We start from the raw sequence: 17,780 nt of genomic DNA on the forward strand, positions 1-17,780 counted from the left end.
ATAGCTCTGCCTTTTTGCATTCCCGCCAAATAACGAGGCGCCTTTCATGAGCACGTCCACCTCGATACATTCCAACGCGTTTAATTTCATGGACTTCATTCAAAGCCAGGTCGACCCGCGCACCGGGCAATACACCTGTGCCATTTCACTGCCTGAATTGAAAGCCAACAACCTATGCGGCCCGGTCGTTCCGCTGCAACTGAACTTCAACCCGCTCAATGCCGCCGACAGCGGCTTTGGCAAGGGCTGGAACTTGCAACTGTCGCAGTTCAACCCCTCCAACGGCGTGCTGTCGTTGTATACCGGTGAAACGTTCAAGGTCATCCTCGGCGGGCCCAATGGCCCGGTGATTCCGGAACAGAAAATCGACTCCTTTCACTTCCATGACCTGGGCAACCGGCGCTATCGCGTCGAGCACAAGGCCGGGCTGGTGGAGATCCTCGAAGTCCGCCAGGGCGAGGTCGCACTGCCGGTGCAAATGCTTTCGCCCCAGGGCCACGGCGTCACCCTCGATTATGTGGCCTTCGGCACCGAACCGCTGTTGAGCAGCATCACCAACGATACCGACAGCACCCGCTTGCTCAGCCTGGTGCGCACCACCAACCTGTTGAAGATCACGCTGCACCCGGGCAGTGCCTTCGAAGCGCTGTTCCAGATGAGCATTGTCGGTGGTGAGAGCGAGACCCTGGTCCTGCCCACCGACGACCACGCCTCGTGGCGTTTCGACTACGTATTCGAGAGCGGTCTGACCTGCCTCAAAGACGTCTACACCCCCACCGGCGGCCATGAAACCGTCACCTATGCCAGCCGCGCGCATTATTTCCCCGGCCAGGCCGGGCGCACCCTGCCGCGGGTGGCGAGCCACAAGGGCGACCCCGGTTTTGGCCAGCCCGTCATCGAAACCCGCTACGAGTACGATGCCCGGGACCATAACTTCCTGGGCTTCGGCAGCGGCCTGTCGTGGAGCGACGATGGCCTGGACAACCTGTACAAAGTGCGCACGGCGTACGAGTACGAAACCCGGGAAATCCTCTGGGACGCCTTGGCGGGCAAGGCGGTCCGTGAAATCAAGCGGGTGTATAACCGCTTTCACCTGATGACGCAGGAACAAACCACCCAGCACAGCAGCGACCCGGCGAAAAGTACCCTGCAGACCACCGACACCGAGTACTACATTGATCCAAGTTTGGACTTCAAGGACCAGGCACCCTATTGCCAGCTGCCGAAAAAGGTCACCCAGACCTGGAGCCTCGTCAGCGCCACGCTGCCCCGGCATGAGGAGGTCGTCACCACCACCTTCGACGACTTCGGCAACCTGTTGAGCCAGGTCAATGCCAACGGCGTGACCGAAACCAGCGAGTGGTACAAGGCCGATGGCGAGGATGGCTGTCCGGCCGACCCGCAAGGGTTTGTGCGCACCCTCAAGAGCAAGACGGTCACGCCCGCCGCATCCAATTACGGGCAGGCGCCGACCCTGCAAACCCGCTACACCTACACGGCCGAGCCCGGCCTGGACGGTTCCGGGCCATGGCTGGTACTGCGCGATGAAATGCTGCAGCACATGGTCGACGGCCGTGTAGCAACGCAGCTACGGAACATTCGCCATGACTACCTCAATACACCACAAAATCCACTGACCCATGGCCTCATCAGCAAGATGACGCAAACGTTGCATGGCCTTGCCGAGACCTTGACCACCACCCTGTACCGCTACAGCATCACCCGCAATGTCCGCACAGGGACAATGGTCATGCGTACGGACAGTGAGTTGATTGGATACGATGACAAGCCGGACACGCCAATACGCAAAACTATCACCCAGGAACACTCGTTGCTCAACGGTTTCAAGCTACTCACCCAGGATGACAGTGACGTAAAAGTCGCCTTCGAGTATGACCGGCTCGGACGAGTGATCGAGGAAATCGTCGCGCCAGACTCCGATAACTACAAGGCCAGCCGTACCTACACCTACACACTGACCAATGGCGGCATGGGTCAACAGGCGAAACAAAGTGCCAAGGACGTCAAGGGCGTTGAAACCATCACCTTCCTCGACGGCCACAATCGCGTGATCAAAGTCGAACGCCAGGACGCCGATGCCCTCGGCGGAGACACCCAGGCGTATCGCGAAACCTATAGGGCGACCTACAACAACCTTGGTCAATTGATCAGCGAGACCACCACCGACTGGGAAGGCGCAGCGGACAAACCCTTGACCAGCCACCGTCAATACGGCACCTGGGGCCAGGAATGCAAAATTATCGGCACCGATGGCGTGGCAGAGGTGACCGAAGTCGACCCCACCACACAAACCCTGCGCAGCTGGACCGAAAGTACCGTGGCCCCGATCAAGGTCAGTGGTAAAAGTCGCGTGACGCTCAACCGATTTGGCAAGGAAGACAAGATCGAGGCGCTGGACGCACAGGACAACGTCGTTGGCTCGCGTGAGTATCGGTATGACGGTTTGGGCAACTGCGTTGAGCAGATCGACGAAATGGGCGAGTCCACCCGTTTCGAGTTCGATCTGTTTGCCCGGCTGCAGACCACGACCCTTCCCGACTACACCGAAGTGCGCCGCACCTTCGCAGCGCATAGTGCCGATGAGCTGCCAATTGACCTGCAGGTGGTCGTCAATGAACAGCTGGTCAGCGTCGGCACTCAGACTTTTGACGGCCTGGAACGCCGGACCACGTTGAAAGTCGGGCCGCGTCTTCAATCGTTCGAATATCTGGGTGGCGAGTCTCAGGTCAGCACGGCGATCACTGCCAGTGGCAAAAAGATCACCTACGAATACACATCGGGCCTGGTAGATACGCCGGTTGGCAGTATTGCCCCGGACGAGCAGTCGAGCTTCAACTACGACCCGCAGAGTGCGCAACTGACCTGGTCGCAAAACACTCAGGGCGAGTTGACCTTCAACTACAACAGCAGCGGCCAGTTGCTCAAGGAGTTGTGGAAGGACGAGCGCTCCGGCAAACAATGGGAAAGCCGTTACACCTACACCCTGAGCGGGCGCCCGCTGACCCGCCTGGATGTCGACGGTTTGACCTGCACCTATGCCTATGACGAGAAGGCCCGGCTCAAGAGCCTCACCCAAGGCCGGTTGGTTGCGACCTTCGAGTACGACAATCTGGGGCGAGTGTACGAAACCACAACCCGTAACACCTACACCGGGCAAACCATCACCACCACACTGGCCTATGACGATCAGGGCCGGGAAGTCAGCCGCACGATGGCGCTTGACGGTCACCCGGAGCAAACCATCACCCAGACCTACCGCGATGACAGCAAACTGCTTGATCGCCACTTGAAAGTGGATGATCAGACCGAACTGCACGAGACCTTCGGTTATGACCAGCGAGGACGTCTGACCGCCTACAACTGTGAAGGCCCTGCCCTGCCCCGGGATCGCTATAGAAACGCCATCAAGGAGCAGTTGTTCGAGTTTGATGCACGGGACAATGTGACCGGTGTCTACACGCTGTTTGACGACGGTACACGAGACGATGCCATCAGCTATTTCGCACCGAACGACCCGTGTCAGCTGGTGGAAGTCACCCACAGCCACAGCGACTACCCGCCGAGTTGCAAACTCGACTACGACGGGGACGGAAATCTGCTACACGACGAAAACGGCCAGACCCTGCACTACGACACCCAGGGCCGATTGCTGCGCGTCACCGATAGCAACGGCAAAGACGTCAGCCAGTACCGCTACGACGCCCATAACCATCTGCTGGGCGTGACCCGGGGCGTACAAGCTGAAACGTTGCGTTTTTATCAGGATGATCGCCTGAGCCGCACCGAACAGGGCGACAGAAAGATTGATTACCTGTACCTCAACGACCAGCCTCTGGGCCAACAGGAGCAAAACGCCCCAGAGCAAACATTGCTGCTGATGACAGACGTCAAAAACAGTGTACTGGCGGAAGGTGGCCAGGATGGCCTGCAAAAAGCGGTCTATGGCGCCTATGGCGAACGTAACCCGGACGACGACTTGAAATGCCTGCTGGGTTTCAACGGTGAAGTGCGTGACGAACTCAGTGGCTGGTACCTGCTGGGCCGGGGCTATCGGGCCTACAACCCGACGCTGATGCGCTTTCATAGCCCTGATTCGTTAGCCCCGTTCGGTGCCGGCGGGATTAACCCTTATGTGTACTGCGCGGGAGACCCGATCAACTTTGTCGATCCAACGGGGCATGCCAACCGAGGAATTAATATAGAAGGTCTTTTGGGCACGATTTTTGCTGCTGCAGCTCTAGTGATCGGCGTCGCGATGATCGCTGTTGCGCCGCCGGTTGGCGCGGCAGCCTTCGTGGCGACTGCTGCAACTTCCATCGCTACGGCTGTCGGCGCCACCTACACCTTCGTCGAAGGCGCGAGGGCCATGACTAGCCGCGAATTGCAGGTTCGCGAGAGTAGCGGGAGGAATGCCTTGATCGCGGGTGGTTTGGACCTGGCACTTACCGCAGCATTAACACCGGCCCTTCGAAAAGGCCTCGGCAAATTGTTTAGTAAGGGGAGTAGTCGTTTATCGATGAGAAAGGGTTCTGCTGCCAGCTTGAAGGATGCGCCTGATGGTGGTAAAGGCCTCGGGGCTCAAGGACCAGAAGGACCTCCAGGACAACCAGGACGTGATGGGGCTCAAGGACTAGAAGGACCTCGAGGACAACCAGGACCTCCAGGACAACCAGGACCTCGAGGACAACCAGGACCTGATGGGGCTCGAGGACCTGATGGACGTCCAGGGCTGCGGGGGGCTCCTGCTGCGAGTGCAAGTCCGCCAGCAACGGCCGTCTCTCCACCTACGCGCCCTAAAGCTCCACCAGCGCTTCGCAGCCCTGAACCAGTGCCCAGCACTTCGCAAGGTAGACGTAAAGGTGATTGGTCGTGGCCTGACCTTCACAAAAAACAGACGACCCCACGGGAAGCGACTGATGTTGGGGGCCACCTCATCACCGCAACTGACCAACTCAGGGAGATAAGGCACTTAACTTGAAATCCGGATACGCCATAAAATAACTTTTACTAAACATAAAATCCGACGGGTTCCCTCTTCCAATTGGAGCCCGTTTTTTTAAAGCACATATCTGAAAACACCTTCGACGCAAACACTGAGAGTTCTCTCATATCCCCGCTCTACCTCCGCATCTAAACTCCCGCCGCCGAGACAACACCACCTTCCTCAACTCACATCATCGTGAGCACTTCCGGCACTGTCTCGCTCTACAAACGCCGGACTAACAACCTAAGGATTTTGTTACATGAAGACATCTTTGTTCGCACTCCCCTTGGCACTTGCCATGGGCTTGGCCGCCACTTCGGCATTCGCCGCCGATGGTCGCATCAACTTCACCGGCAATATCAACAGTGCCACCTGCCCTATTGAAATCGTCAACCCCGAGAACGGCAACGTCAGCAACCTGGTGTCCCTGGGCTGGGTCGATTCCAGTGCCTTCAAGGGTATCAACACCGTGGCCGGTGAGCGCGCCTTCCAAATGCGCGTAACCCCAGGCTCCAATTGCGTGCTGGACCCCGCCAAGCTCAACGCCACGGTCACCTTCAACTCGGTATACGGCGGCGGTGGCAACCACTATGGCCTCAAACCAACCGGCACCCCCGCAAATGGCGTTGCCGTGGCCATCAAGGATGTGAGCGGCAGCTTCATTGAAAACGGTGACACCTCCATTATTTACACGCTGGACGAAAACAACCCGACGATCATGGACTTTACCGCCATGTACATCGCCACCGCCGCCACCGTAACGCCCGGCCCTGCCGATTCAGATGTCGAGTTCACACTCAACATCAACTGAACACACGCGCCAGTTGTAGAGCAACGGGCCTGATGGTCCGTTGTTTACAGGTAACGTTTCGATACAGGGTTATTTCTTATTATGTTTGGTTTCAATAAATATCCCGACCGGACCCGGTGTGGGATTTTCTCCTGCGCGCTGTTTGGAGTTTTGACGACATGGATTGCAGACAGCCACGCCGCATTAACGATCAGTAGTACACGGGTGGTGTTTGACAGCGACAAACGCAATGTATCGCTAAACATTTCAAATCCGAGCAACAAACCGTTTGCCGTGCAAACCTGGGTCAATACCGCAGCAGACGATCAATCCACTGCGGTGCCGTTTATCGCCTCCCCGCCACTGTTCCGCTTGAATGCCAACAAAGAACAACAAGTGCAGATCAACGGGCTGCCTAATACGTTACCCAAAGATCGCGAGTCACTGTTCTATTTCAATGTTCAGGAGTTGCCGCAACTCGAGGCCGGCGATGCCAACCAGTTGAACATTGCACTTCGCACACGCATCAAGCTGTTCTACCGCCCGGTTGAAATCAAAAGCAAACCGCTGGAGCGGTTGCAGGACTTGCGCTGGTCGATCCAGCACATCGATGGCAAATCTCGCCTGCAAGTGAGCAATCCCAGCCCGTTCCATGTGTCTTTCGTGCGTATCGAACTGCGCGCCAACGGCAAGACCATCACGCTCAAGGAAACGCCCATGGCCGCCCCCATGGCGACCCAGGACTTTGAACTCGACGGTCTCAAACCCGCGCCAGGCATGCAAGTGAACTTTTCCGTGATCACCGACTACGGCGGCTACACAACCCCCATGACGCTGCCGGTCGCCCTTGATCCTTAACTTTGCGGACGCTCACCATGCCCTTCTACACACCGCGGCGCACACCTGTGGCGCAGCGTTTGCTCCACCTCTTCGTATTTACCGGCGCAGGGTCAGTGCTGCTCGATAGCAAACCGGCCCTGGCAGATGCGCCCGTGGAGTTTCAATCGACGTTCATGCGACAGCTGGACAACCATGCCAGCGATGCTGGCGCATTGGCCTTGAAGACCCTCTCCGCGAACCAGGATCTGGCACCGGGACGCTACCTCGTCAATATCGAAGTCAATCGCAGTTTTTTCGACCAGAGAGAAATAGAGTTCACCGCCAATGCCCAAGGTGGCGGGCTTTCACCTTGTCTTTCACGGCAACTACTGCTGGACATGGGGATCCGGCTCGACAGCCTGGCCGAGGCTGAATCGCTGGCCGACGCCTGTGTTGATCTGCTGCGCCTGGTGCCCGGCGCGTTGATCGAACTGAACGGCGGTCAACTGCTGCTTTCCCTCTCCATTCCGCAAATTGCCATGCGCCGGGATGTCGTCGGCTACGTCGACCCGCAACGCTGGGACTACGGCATCAACTCGGCGTTCATCAACTATCAGGTCTCTGCCCAACAGGGGCGGAACCAGTCAGGCCACAACAACAGCCAGGATCTGTTCCTCAACAGCGGCTTGAACCTGGGGGCCTGGCGCTTGCGCAGCAATAATGCTTTTCGCAGCGACGCTCAGGGCGAACGAAACTGGACGCGTGCCTATACCTATCTGCAGCGTGATCTGCCGGGCACGCATTCACAATTGACCGTGGGCGAGACGTTTACGCCTGGCGATGTGTTCAAGAGTGTGCCGATCAAAGGCATTCAGGTGGCTTCGGACATGAGCATGCTGCCCGACTCTCAGCAGCACTATGCGCCAATCGTGCGCGGCGTCGCGCAGACCCGGGCCCGGTTGGAAATCCGGCAGAACGGTTACCCGATTTATTCCAGCTACGTCAGCCCGGGCCCCTATGAAATCGATGACCTCACCATCGGCGGTGGCAGTGGTGAACTGGAAATCATCCTGACGGAAGCCGATGGTCAGGTGCGGCGATTCACCCAACCTTACGCAACACTCAGCAACCTGTTACGTGAAGGCGTCTGGCGCTACAGCACCAGCCTGGGCCGGTACAACGCCGCCTCGTCGTCCATCGATGACACCTCGCTGTGGCAAGGCACACTGGCCACCGGCATGGGATGGAATTCGACGCTGTATGGCGGGTTGATGGCCAATGAGTTTTATCGCGCAAGTACATTCGGCGTCGGCAGAAATTTCGGTCAGTTCGGCGCGCTGTCACTCGACGTCACACGCTCCTCGGCCGATGTCGACTCAACGAACAGTAGCCGCAATGTCCAGGGCATGAGCTACGCCATCAAATACGGCAAGACCTTCGAGACCCGCACCAACCTGCGCTTTGCCGGCTATCGCTACTCCACCGAAGGGTATCGGGACTTCGACGAAGCGGTGCGTGAACGCAGTGCCGACCAGCGTTTTCGCGGCAGCCGGCGCAGCCTGCTCGAAGCCTCAGTGTTTCAGAACATCGCTAGCGACAGCTCATTGAGCCTGACGTTATCCCAGGAAGATTTCTGGCAATCGGATTATCAGCAACGTCAGTTCCAGTTCAACTTCAACAGCCGTTACAAATCGATCAACTACAGCCTCTACGCTTCGCAGTCGCTAAACGATGAGCAGTCCAATGACCGGCAACTGGGCTTGAGTGTTTCCTTCCCGCTGGACTTCGGGAACTCGACCACTGCCACATTCGACATGCGCCAAAGTCGTGGCTCAATGAATGAACGGGCATCCCTGTCGGGGCGCAGCGAGGGAGATCGACTCAACTATCGGGCGTCCTTGTCCAACAACGAACAACATCAACAGACCGCCGAACTGGCGGTGGGTTACCAGACCACTTTCGCCAGCGTCGGCGCGGGCATGACTCAAGGCACTGACTACAACAACCTCTCGGTCAATGCCAATGGTGCGCTGCTGGCCCATGCCGATGGTATCGAATTCGGCCCCTATCTGGGTGAAACCAGTGGCTTGGCCTACGTGCCCGGTATCGCCGATGTCGGCCTGGTGAACGCTTCGAGCACCAAGACCAATGATCGTGGTTATGCCTTGATTCCTTACCTGCAGCCTTATCGGGTCAACCGGGTGATTCTGGACACCGATCAACTTGATCCGAATGTCGAGATCGAAAACGGCGTGACCCAGGTCGTACCCCGTCGAGGTGCTGTGGTCAAAGCGACCTTCCCTGCCCGAACCGTACAAAGGCTGTTGCTCACCACACATGACAGCCAGGGCGCACCGCTACCGTTCGGTGCACAGGTCAGCAACGCCGCTGGCGAAGTACTCGGGGTTGTCGGTCAGGCCGGCCAGGTGCTGTTGGGCACCGTAGATGGCCAGCAAACCTTCGATGTGCGTTGGGGCAATGCCGCTACCGAGCAATGCCGGCTGCACGTTGATGTCCAGAACATGCCCCTGGACCAGGGCTATCGGGTTCAAGACATGACGTGCCACTGACCAAAGCCTTCGCTTACCCCAGCTCGATGCACCTCGTGGTGCAGCGGGTGGTTTTTTTGCCAGGATAAAAACCGTATGTCGATCAGAAAACTTCCAGGCCTGTTGCTCGCGTTAACCGCCAGCGGGCTCATGCCGCTCGATGACGCTCATGCCGCAGGTTCCTGCAGTTGGGGCGGCAGCGCCGGCCCCATTCGCTACGTGGCCAATGTGGGTTCGCTGTACATCCCCAGAGATGCCCAGGTGGGCGACCCCATAGGCCCGGTTGACCAATCCTTCCTCGTAAGCGGTGGCGGACTGTCCATCCACTGCTTTACTGACGGACTGACCCGTCTGACATTCAATGCCGACTCGGCAACTGCCACAGTGCCCGGCCCTGTGCCGATAACAAACGGCAGGCGGACACGGGGCGCCTTAATACAAACCAGTATTGCCGGAGTTGCGGCTCAAATCAGCCTTGGCAGTCCATACGACGGCAGAACGCCTGACTACTGGAAAATCAGCGGCACCGACAGTTCGGTGCCCTTCAGTGGCTACATCGACTTCAATACGCCCTTTACTTTGCAACACACACTGTTGAGAGGCGTTGTCACACTGATCAAAACCGGACCGATCGGTAGAGGCATGCAGCCACTGGATGCCGGGCATGAATTGGTCAAGGCGTCCTTCAGCGATATCCCCGATGCCTTTAGCCTGGCGTTGAGCGGTTCGGTTACCCAGGCCGAATGCACGTTATCGGCCACCCCGGTGAGTGCCGACCCGGTGAAGCTGGGGGACTGGTCGACGGCGCAGTTTGCAGGCCAGGGCGATACGACCGATCCGGTGCCCTTCAGCATTGCATTGAACTCGTGTATTTCCGACTCGCTGCCCGGCGGCACGGTGACCACCGCGCACATTCGCCTGGAGCCCATGGCCGGCTCGACGACAATCGATGCGAACCTGGGCTTGTTTAGCCTCGGCAGTGGCTCGACCGCGAGGGGCGTCGGCATCCAGATACTGGGACGAGATGCCACGACGCCTGTCATGCTGAACACCGACGTGGTGCAGGGTACCATTCCGGCCAGCGGTGGCATGCTGCTGGAGTTCAACGCCCTTTACTATCAGACCGGAGCGACGGCCGATGTCTCGCCGGGGTCTGCTGACGCATCGCTGGCCTTTACCATCACCTACAAATAACCCCACTCGTCCGGCAGGTCCTCCTGCCGGGGAACGAGGGAAGTGGATGGTTATGTGACCACTTTCATCGGCATTGGCTTGAAGGCACGGTAGCTATGTCCCAGGTCAAAGCTGACGCTGGCATATAGCGTAAAGGTGCTGTTAAGCGGCAGCGACGCGACATAGTCCTTGGGCAGAGGCGTGCTGAATCTTCTGCTGGCATCGAGGGTGGGCGGCGCATCCTCCAGGAAGTCAGTGCGAACCCCGGAAGCGATTGCCCATACGTTTATTCGATGCTGGTTGTCGTGATAAGCCCATTTCTCTATTTCGATACTGGCACCGACGGATGCAACCTTGCTTTTGGAAAGCGTCGCCGGCGAACCGATCTCAGCCTCGGGGCATTCGATCGAGCCAAGCGTTTCTGCGGATAATTCGCTGATGGTCAGCGTATAGGTCGCTGAATGTTGAGGGTCATGACCGGCCCAGTACCAGATCTCTACCTTGCGCCCATCGCCACTGACCGGGATGTTGGCGGCAACGACAGGGGCTGCAATGGCGAATTCCAGGCTACCCGGCGTGACCGGGCTCACGTCCTTAACCGAGCCGATACCCTCCTCTCCGCCCAGCCCGATAAAATCCACCCGCACCACTTCCGTCGGATCGACTTCCGATGCTTCCACCACCACGGTCACCCCGGCCGTCCCCCTGAATGGGTTCAGTATCCCCGTGCCCATCTGGGTGCTGTCCGCCTGCTTGACGGTTGGAAACTTGCGCGGGGTGGGTGGGCGGATATTGACGCTCAGCTTTTCGTCTACGGACAGAACACTCTCGTTTCCGGCTCTGTCACGCACCCGATAAGTCGCATAAAAATCGCCATTATCCTTACGAAGCAAATCCCCCGAAAAACTCACCTGCACTGGTTGCCCGACATCACTCAGCGCGAGCGTCTTCGTGCCTGCAGCAGGGTCCCGGCCGCCGGGAGACCGCTCCCAATACCAGGAGATCACGTCACCTACTTTCTTCGCGGAGTAATCGGGCACGGTTGCCAGTACCTGATCCTGATGTGCGGGCTCGGCCAGGTAAGCGGCAGTGATGGCGTAGGGCGGAAGTACGTCAGAAGGGAAAATCAATTTGCTGTCAGCTGCGAGCAAGGGCCGCTGCGTATCAAGTGTCATCGGCAGATCGAATGAATCCGCTGACTCACCGTTGTAAATCGTCACCCTGTAATGGAACAGGTGCTCCCCATCGTGACTGCGTAGCCAGGCCTGGGGCACTTCCAGGTATCGATCTGAGTCTTCGATCGGCTGGTTCCACCGACGAGTCACCAGTGCATTCGGGCTGCCGTCAACGAACAGCGCAACGGTTTCCTCTCCCAGGTCGGGATCGGAGTTCTCCGGTACGGTAAACCAGATTTTCAGATCGGTATGGGTCGATGCCTCCGGCAACAGATTGGTTTCACCGTCCGGTACATCCGGCAGTAGCTCTTTGATCTCGGGCGGAGGCATTTCCGGGTTGCGGGAAGAGCGGACATTGCTGGACTTGACCATGAACAAAACTCCTTGAAAAAACAAAGAAGAAAAAACCCGACAGATTTCCCTTCTTTGCCTCATGAAAAGAACGTTGAACCGGTAGTGCATTGGCCTACAGACGTGTCGAGATCAAGCCAAATGTTTACCAGCTATAGCGCGCGCCCACGTTGAAGCCCCACGGCTGCTCTATCTTGTCTCCATTGCTGTAATCAAGATCCACATGCATGGAAACCTTGTCAGTCACCGCCATGGCCACGCCCGCGCCCAACTCGCCGCGAGAGCCCGACAAGTCGGAACTGAAACGGTTGTCATTGACCTCGACATCGCTGTTCTTGGCAAACTCGTGCACGTACGCGGCACGCAGGTACGGCTGGACTGTTTTGCCTTGTGCCCAAGAAAAGTTGCGACCCAGCGTGGTACCGACCTTACCCAGCAAGGAGTGCACACGATCACCTTTGGCGGCCAGGCCGTTGTCCAGGTCGTAATCGGCGCCATCGATCATCACACCGGACAGTTGAACGTAGGGCTCGACAAAGTAGTCATCCGCCAGCTTGATGTTTCGCCCAAACTCCAGCGACGCACCGATGCCGTCAGTGTCGTAATTGCCCTTGGTTTTCTTGCCGTCGCTGAGTTGAACGTCGGAATCGTTCTGGAACCGGTTGTATTTGACGACACCATCGAAGTAATAACCGCTCTGCGCATCCAGCCAGGTGGTATAGGCACCCAGGTAGTAGCTGTCGACTTCACCGGTCGTACCACGGCTCATGTCCAGGTCGGACTGGCTGTAACCGCCCAGCACACCGACCAGCCATTGCCCGTCCCCCATCGGCAGCGGCGCATCGGCACCGAACGAAATGCCTTGCTGGGTTTGCTTGTAGGCCACGCCGGCACTGTCGCTCACGTTGTATTTGTTGCCATAGGCACGGACCCAGCCACCGGCCTTGCCCTGATCCATGCGTACCTCGCCCATGCGGGTGCGCAACTTGCTGAGTTCACCGTACCAGACGGTCTGCGCGGCGCTAAACAGTGCCATGACCGATTGTGTGCCCGGACTGATAACACGCGAGGCCGTGTCCAGCACCCAAACATTATCGCCCTGCTTGATCAGGTCGTAGGAAAACGCCCCGAGGTTCACGGCACCGTCGGCCAGGGCGAATGTGGCGTCACCCGAGCCGATCTGCACCACGGCCTTGGAGCCTGCTCCTACCGGTTCGGTGCCCTGGCTGTCGAGGGCGACAAGATGGTTGCCACTGGCATTGCCAGACACGGTCAGGGTATCCACCTGCCCGGTGGTGAAGTCGTTGTGCATGTAAAAGGTTCCCCCCGTACCCGACAGGGTTTCCACGGAGAGATTGAAATACTGCCCTGGGTTGCCGAACTGGACGCCACCGCCGTTGAGCGAAAGGTTTTCGACACTGCCGTCACCGACCATGACCCAACGCGCATCGTTGTTTACAGTCAGGTTCTCGACGTTTTCCAGACGCCCGGTAAAGGTTGCAGACTGATCGAGCAACACGTCGGCACTGCTGCCGTCGGCCACGACGATATCGCCGACCAGATGGCTGTTGTAGACGTTGAAATTAGCGGCAGAACCGTTGGTGACTTCCAGCAGCGTGCCGTTTCCCCCTTTCAACGTAGAACCGTTTGTGACCGTGATATTGGCCCGCTCGGTGTTGGTTTGAGTCTGGCCGTTGACAATAATGGCCGAGCCACTCAAGCCCTCGACATGGGTCTTGTCAAGAATCAGGGCGTTGTTCGCGGGCAGGTTGCCCGCGGTGAACAGGCTGACACCATTGAGCCCGCCGACGATCGTGCTGTCAGTCGCCTGTACCTTGCCGCCGAAGCTTTGAATACCAATGCCGTCAGCGTTGCGGGCGGTGACTGTGGTGCCGGACTCCAGCGTCAACTCCGATTGTGCACTGAGGCTTACGCCAAACTGGCCGCCGGTGATCTCGCTGGCGCTGACCCGTGCAGTGGAGCCACCGTTGGCCGTGGCGATCAGACGCAATCCAGTGCTGTCACTGATGACCCGACTATTGGTAATGCTCGCCTCACTGGTGGACAGCTCAATGCCGTTGCTTGTACCCAAGGCCGTCGCCGTGGTGCCATTGAGTGAAAGCTTCGACCCCGTCTCGACACGAATCTGGTTAGTGGCGGCACCGTTGGCCGTCAGGCTCGAACCGCCTCGCACCAGCCAACTGTCCTGCGCCGTAGTTTCGTTGATGGTCCTGGAGGCGCCATTTTCAACCGTTGAAAGTGCCAGCGCGCACGGGCTGATCAACAGCATCGGCGCAAAGGTGGCAAGCGTGAGCTTGCGTGCGAGCGGCGAACATGAAAATGAATGTCTGAAGTACATAAGGTCGCTCCTGAGTCTGTCGGCTATAGGCAGAAACTCCACCTACCGGCGCTTTTCCAGATCGTGTATCTGTTGGGGCGGCAATCTTAAAAAACTTCCTACACCAGATATGTAGGAGTAATCCGAAACAACACTGGAATACTCCCTACCACCTGGGTAGCCGATGTTCACAGGTGTTGGGCCAGAGTCGACACGGACAGCAAACATCCGTATCGGCTCTGTGACTTCACCTAAGGTGTTATTGGGCATGGATCATCGGGCCCATGGAACGCTGTACGACTGACCAACGGCTCAGACCCGACCTTCTCTATTCCGTCATCGAAGAAATACTGGATCTTCACACGGCCCCGGCGAGTCGTCGGATTCTGGTCATAAAGCGGCTGGATATAGGTGGCGTAAGGCTCAACCCGAAATTCGAAGCCAGTCACGGGCGTACCGGCATTCCCCAAGATAAAATCAGCTTCGAACTTCACGTCGGGAATGGGATTGTCAGGCGAGGACAAGTCATCACCTATCATGGGAATGAACTCGAAACTGATGGTATCGCCATCCTTGAGCAGCCCCGTCAGATCGGGTATTCGAACCATCAGCGCGCCATCAGACTCCAGTGCCGTGCACCCCGGATAACCGGTTGGATCGGGAATTTTCGGAAAGCTTGCCGGTGGCAACTCAACCGCAACCGCATTGACTTCAACGTTCGTGGTATCGGAATCCAGATCATTTGCGACACCAGGCCGGTGGAGCTGATAGTGCACCGGTACGGCGTCGCCGTTGCCACCCTTTTTGATGTAATCCCAAAGGATATCGACCGTGAGGTCATCGCCAGGTGTATGGATTGTTCCGTCAAAAGTGACCTGTGCCTCAACGACTCTCTGCCCGTTCCAGAAAAAATCGACGACATCATCATCCTTTGCCGAGTCGTACCAGGTGAAGGTGAATTTGGCGTCCTGGCCCTTGTCAGCCCTGGTCAGCTGATTGGTCCGGCTATCATCGAAGTTTTTGACTTCACCGGCGAGCAGGTCAGGTACCACTAGGGTATTACCCCAGGTCACGCGTACATGGTCGCCAGCCTTCCAGTTTGTGTACTTATCGATCCAGACACTCACGCCCACCCGGACATGCTCATTCACCAGCGGTCCTGGATCGGCTTGCGGAACTTTTGGGGGGAGCAACGCGTCAGGCAAAGGCCCGAAGGTCAGGCCAACTAATTTGTGCACAGATACTGCACTGGGGTTTTGCGCCTCATCAATCAACACATAAAGAAGCACACATTCCGCATCGCCAAAAGCACGGATTGCATCCGCTGGAACCAGCACTGGCGTATCGGTAACACCGGGTGCAGGAACATTGCCGATAAACACCAGGTCGGCATCCGTCGGATCCTCAGGAATTTGCGCAGCATCCACCAGATAGATGGCAATTTTATCGGTTGCTTTCCAGTCCGGATAACCGGGAACCGTAACAGTGAGGTTTCCTCCAACGGGCAGATTGGAGTCATCCAGGTAATCAGCAGCGAGTTTCAGTGCATCGGGGGGCCCGTGCTTGTAGGGTGGCAAACGATCGCAAATGACCGTGAGCTCCGACGATGGAGTTTCGACGTTGTTGTAACCGGTAAAGATGTATTGCAGTTTGCACGTCGCGTCATCCGGAAGATGATTGACGTCGATAGGCATGGGATAAGGGAACGTCTCCGGAAAGGGCGACCCGTCAGCAGGGCGAGTGAATTTGTGATAGCCGACCTCATCCCAACGTCCCGTTCCACTATCAAAATAAAGCCGGACTTCATCACTGGCACCTGGCGGGGCCAGGTTTGTCCAATCCGGAATGTAAACCGACAGCCCGCTACTCAGCTTGGGTCCGTTGAGCAGCCCCGTTGCAGGGTTGGCATAATCCTCAGGTTTGATCACGATCACCATATCGGCAAGATTTGCCCGATACTCCGTGCGCATTTTCAAATAGGCAGCGCTTGCCTCCTGTCGTTGAAGCTTGCTCATTGCAGTTGCCATGTCCCGCTCTCCTGCTACGTCACTTGAACCATCGGCCATGCCATGGCCTTTCCATCGGTCGACAACAGGGGCACTGCGGGCAAGCCAAATGAACGTCTTCGCGCAGCAGGCCAAACTGACCTTGGGTGGATTAAACGCTCATGAAAAAAAAAGCGATACTGTCAAAGTTGACAGGTGGGTACCGATTCCCTGCGCAGCAAGGATGGGAGGCGCAGGGTTCAAGATGGCGAAGAAGACCTCAAGACCGTGCCGAAAAACCCAGGCTCGCAGCCCCCTCGAGCAAGTCCGTCACACACAGGGAAATACGTCGACAGGCGTCCGCCAGCTTCAGTCGGTCCACCACCAGGCCGATGCGAATGTGCCCCGCCGCACTCGGCCCGAAGGCCTCCCCGGCCAGCACCGACACGCCGTACCCTTCCAGCAGCCGCTCGGCGAAATGCTGGGCCGACAACCCGGTCTGGCGCACGTCGACCATCACGAACATACCGCCATCGGGGCGAATCGCCCGGATGCCAGGGCACAGATCCAGACTGGCGCACACCAGGTCGCGACGCTGACGATACTCCTCGCGCATCAGCGCCACTTCCGGCAGGTTTTGATCCAGGGCCAATTGCGCGGCGTTCTGGATGAAATCCGGAATGCCGAACAGCATGCACAACGACAAATTTACCAAATGTTCACACAGCGATTGCGGCCCGATCACCCAGCCCACCCGCCAACCACTCATGGCGTGGGATTTCGACAGGCTATTGATGGTCGCCGTGCGCTCGGCCATGCCGGGCAAACTCGCGGGGCTGATGTGTTCGCCCTCGAACAGCAGCTCGCTGTACACCTCGTCGCTGATCAACCACAGGTCATGGCGAATGCACAACGCGGCCAACGACTTCCAGGTCGACAACGGCAGGCTGGCGCCGGAAGGGTTGTTCGGACTGTTGAGCAAAATGGCGCGGGTCTTCGGCGTGATGCGTGCGGCCACGTCCAGCGGATCGACGCGAAAACCGTTTTGCGAATGCACCGGCACCGGCACCACTTTCGCCCCGCAGGCACCGAACACGCCTTCGTAGGTCACGTACATCGGTTCGGCGACGAGTACTTCGTCCCCCGGGTCGAGCAGGCATTGCACGACCGAATACACCGCGCACTGTGCCCCGGGGAAGACGATCACGTGCTGCGCATCCACTGCCTGGCCACTGCGCTGGCGATGATGCCGGGCGATGCTGTCGCGCAAGCCCTGGCTGCCGCGCACCGCCGGGTAGTGCGTGTCGCCGGCCAGCAAGCTGCCAATCGCGGCCTGCACGATGGGTTGTGGGGTGTCGAAGTCCGGGTCGCCAATCGACAGCAGCAAGACATCGACACCCAGTTCGCGTAGCGCAATCGCTCGATCGTGAATCTGCCAGGCCGCCGCTCCGTCGCCGGCGATTCGTTGGGTCAAGGCTGAGTAGCGCATGGCGTTCTCCTGTGGCGCGTATTCCTTGCCTCAACCCTATCTCAAATCGCGAAACACGCCAGCCGCGGGCGCCTGTTTAACGGCGTTCAAGGTTACTTCATGCAAG

Annotated in this window: 9 protein-coding genes; 5 read left to right on the forward strand and 4 right to left on the reverse strand. The window is 58.0% G+C overall.

Annotation, left to right across the window (positions count from 1 at the left end):
- Positions 1–46 precede the first annotated feature (46 nt).
- The 5 genes from ABH909_RS17860 (at position 47) to ABH909_RS17880 (ending at position 10,357) form a co-directional block, all read left to right on the forward strand.
- Positions 47–4,999, forward strand: a complete 4,953-nt coding sequence (locus ABH909_RS17860; RefSeq protein ID WP_429435609.1) for an RHS repeat-associated core domain-containing protein — start codon at positions 47–49, stop codon at positions 4,997–4,999.
- A 265-nt stretch (positions 5,000–5,264) separates the two neighbouring features.
- Entirely contained in the window at positions 5,265–5,816 is a 552-nt protein-coding gene (locus ABH909_RS17865) for a fimbrial protein (RefSeq protein WP_429435612.1), read from the forward strand.
- 81 nt (positions 5,817–5,897) lie between these two features.
- Complete coding sequence (locus ABH909_RS17870) at positions 5,898–6,653, forward strand: fimbrial biogenesis chaperone (RefSeq protein WP_429435615.1); 756 nt, start codon at positions 5,898–5,900, stop codon at positions 6,651–6,653.
- A 17-nt stretch (positions 6,654–6,670) separates the two neighbouring features.
- A complete protein-coding gene (locus tag ABH909_RS17875) occupies positions 6,671–9,184 on the forward strand; it encodes a fimbria/pilus outer membrane usher protein (protein WP_429435617.1) in 2,514 nt (837 codons plus the stop codon).
- A gap of 75 nt (positions 9,185–9,259) precedes the next feature.
- Entirely contained in the window at positions 9,260–10,357 is a 1,098-nt protein-coding gene (locus tag ABH909_RS17880) for a fimbrial protein (RefSeq protein ID WP_429435620.1), read from the forward strand.
- Between the two features lie 50 nt (positions 10,358–10,407).
- Here ABH909_RS17880 and ABH909_RS17885 read toward each other — a convergent pair whose 3' ends face one another.
- The 4 genes from ABH909_RS17885 to ABH909_RS17900 form a co-directional block, all read right to left on the reverse strand.
- Entirely contained in the window at positions 10,408–11,883 is a 1,476-nt protein-coding gene (locus tag ABH909_RS17885) for a hypothetical protein (RefSeq protein WP_429435623.1), read from the reverse strand.
- Between the two features lie 124 nt (positions 11,884–12,007).
- The gene (locus ABH909_RS17890; RefSeq protein ID WP_429435626.1) at positions 12,008–14,221 is read right to left on the reverse strand and encodes an autotransporter outer membrane beta-barrel domain-containing protein; all 2,214 of its coding nucleotides are present in this window, start codon (positions 14,219–14,221) and stop codon (positions 12,008–12,010) included.
- Between the two features lie 230 nt (positions 14,222–14,451).
- The gene (locus ABH909_RS17895; protein ID WP_429435629.1) at positions 14,452–16,227 is read right to left on the reverse strand and encodes a hypothetical protein; all 1,776 of its coding nucleotides are present in this window, start codon (positions 16,225–16,227) and stop codon (positions 14,452–14,454) included.
- A 238-nt stretch (positions 16,228–16,465) separates the two neighbouring features.
- On the reverse strand, positions 16,466–17,674 hold the full coding sequence (locus ABH909_RS17900) for a pyridoxal phosphate-dependent aminotransferase (protein ID WP_429435631.1): 1,209 nt from the start codon (positions 17,672–17,674) through the stop codon (positions 16,466–16,468).
- Between the last annotated feature and the right edge of the window lie 106 nt (positions 17,675–17,780).

This window comes from Pseudomonas sp. BS3782 TE3695 (assembly GCF_050435305.1).
Taxonomy (GTDB): Bacteria; Pseudomonadota; Gammaproteobacteria; order Pseudomonadales; family Pseudomonadaceae; genus Aquipseudomonas.